The organism is Streptococcus parasanguinis (assembly GCF_001069785.1).
GTDB classification, from domain to species: domain Bacteria; phylum Bacillota; class Bacilli; order Lactobacillales; family Streptococcaceae; genus Streptococcus; species Streptococcus parasanguinis_T.
In genome coordinates this window covers 1-2699 of sequence record NZ_JVSR01000064.1, presented here as the reverse complement: position 1 = coordinate 2699, position 2699 = coordinate 1, and the positions used below count along the sequence as shown (strand labels likewise).

At 39.8% G+C, this 2699-nt stretch carries 2 protein-coding genes; both read right to left on the bottom strand.

The annotated features are described in order from the left end of the window. Positions 1-62 precede the first annotated feature (62 nt). Positions 63-1367: a sensor histidine kinase gene (locus tag ADG03_RS05200; protein ID WP_152902922.1), complete on the bottom strand. Its 1305-nt coding sequence runs from the start codon at positions 1365-1367 to the stop codon at positions 63-65. 13 nt (positions 1368-1380) lie between these two features. Further along, positions 1381-2115, bottom strand: a complete 735-nt coding sequence (locus ADG03_RS05195) for a response regulator transcription factor (RefSeq protein ID WP_049472599.1) — start codon at positions 2113-2115, stop codon at positions 1381-1383. Positions 2116-2699: the final 584 nt, after the last annotated feature.

Sequence of the window (2699 nt, the reverse complement as noted above, 5' to 3'; positions counted from 1 at the left end):
GAGGTGGGACGACGAAATCGAATTCTAACGAATGACCGATTTCTGTCCCACTCTCTCTTCTATTATTCCTTCCAAAAGGTCAGGCTCTGAGTAAATCGGTAGTTTGAACTCTTGGTAGACACTGTCGTTTTGGGATACTTTTCCAGTAATTGTTGGATCTTGTACAAGCCAAGACCGCGGCCCTCTCCTTTAGTCGAGTAGTCCTTTTCAAAAATTCTCGCCAGATCTATTTTTTCAGCTTTTGTACTATTTTCAACTATTAAAATAAGGGAGTTCGTCTCCTGAAGCATGGCAAGAGTCAGCTGGGGGTCCTCTGATTCAAGACTCGCTTCGATAGCATTGTCACAAAGGATGGATAAGAAGGTGATGAAATCTAAAACCTCGATGAATAAATCTCGAACAGGTTCATCGATCTCGACAGAGATCCCAATCCCTTTATTTTGAGCCTCCAATAATTTTGCGGACAGAACACTTTTTACAGCTGGATTTTCAATGTGACTGAGTTTGGCAATATCAAACTTACTATCGTAAAATTGTTGGCCACTCTCTCGAAGAACGTTCTCATAGACTTCCCTGATCCCCTTGAGATCTTCATGCTCAATACTTAACTTGAGACTGGTTAAAATATTCAGGTAATCATGACGAAAGGCACGAATCTCCCCATAGAGCATTTCGACGTGTTGGCTATAGGTGGCTAACTCCTGCAGTTGCCTATCTTTTTGCTCTAGAATCTCTTGTTTCAATCGTTCTTTGGACACTGCATTGAAATACAAGAGCATCATAAAAAATAAGATCAAATAAATACTATTTAAATGTTCCCGTAAAGCATCTGCATGCGGAATAGCATCCTCAAAAACCACCAGACCTACAACACTGACTAAATACACAAACATAGAAAGATCCATTGGAAGTAAGAAACGATTAAAATACTGCCGTTGAAACCCTACTTTTAAATCTGTAAAATCTAGTTTTAACAATTTAGTGAGCCCTAAATAGACAGGAAAGACCAGCAATTCAAGTAGAGCATCATACCAGCTGACAGATGCCTCATGAACAAGTACAATCCCTAGCATTGGAAAGACATAAAAGGCTAAGAGACGCCCAATGAGACTCTCCATGACAACCGGGTAGAGCCCATAAAAAATGTTCAAAAGGTGTCGTATGTTACGATTTCGATAGAAACTATAGGCAATAAATACTAAGAAATAGCCAAAAAAGCCTACCGGTGGCACAAGGGTAAAGACGACTGCAAAGAAGAAAGGGCACAAAAAGAGCCAGCGCCAAGCGAACTCTTGTCTACTGATATGACGATAGATCAGCATGCTGACGAAGAACTTTAAGTAATATATGAGAAAATCTAACAGCAATTCTTTCTCCCTTCTATTTTTTCAAAGCTTCCAGTAAGCCTCTGTACTTGGTCCGTGAGATCAAGCAATTGTCCCCATTTTCAAAAAAAGCTTTCTTGTCTTCTTTATCAATCTTCGTAATATTTTGTGGATTCACCACAAAGGAGCGGTGGCACCGATACAAGCGAGGATCTGCTTTTTCGATATCGGCAATACTAGCGTAAAATTCCAAGCGCTCATCCTGGGTATGTAAAATGACCTTGTGAATAGTTGGAGACGTTTCAACATACAAAATCTTATTAAAGGGAACTTGTACACGCGCCATCGCACTCTCAAATGTAAAAGCATCTTGCGCAATCGTGGTCCCAGCTTGCTCCAAGGTATAGTCAATGGCCGAGTCGATTCTTTTTCTGAACTCTTCCTCACCCAGCGTTTTATCAATAAAATCCAAGGCGGCTACTTTGTACTGAAAGGTAATGGGCATGAATTCAGAGTGAGTGGTGACAAAGACAATGGTCGCATGGGGGTCTTTCTTGCGAATCTCTTTTGCGATCTCTAGACCCTTTTTCTCCTCACCTTTAATCTCGATATCTAAGAAGAATAGGTGATGAGCGCCTCTCTCTGTGATAGCATCTAGCAACTGGCTTGACTTCCCAAACACTTCTGGTGCTTTGCATTGCAAGGATTTCTGAGCAATCAGTTCCTGCAAGACCGATTCGATTCGTGATTGCTGGATCCACTCATCTTCTAACACAAAAATCTTCAACAAAGTCTTCACTCCTTCCCCTCGACGAATATGTTCTATTTTACCATAAATAATAGCTGCTGAGCCATTCTTTCAAAGTAGACTCAAAAGGCATTCTATCTTTTTCTCCTTAACAAGAAAAAACTCTCCCGGAGGAATCCGGAAGAGCTTGCGCAAGGGGAATTTGAAAAATATTTTTTAATATGAAAAAGGTCGATAAAATCTATGCTATGTTCAAACTCTCATTTTACTAACAGCGATATTACGATCAAGTTTTATTGTCAATAGACATGTATGTGGGAAGTTCTCCCCTTGCAACAATGTAGACCTGTGATCTACTCTTACTAGTATACACTAGAATTATTACAAAATCAGTTAATTTGTATTGCAATTTGTTGGCAAATATTCCTCCGCCCGAAAACCCCGCAAACACCGGATTCCCAAGCATCTACGCAAGTCCTCTTTAATTAGTATTTATCATTTCTGTTACAAAATTTAAAATAAAAATATTATTCCACAACACATGAAAATTCCAAAGCACGATAAAAAGAGGCTGGAACAAAAGTCCTAGCCTCTCAATTATTTTTGGATTGTCGAGCAAGACGCAG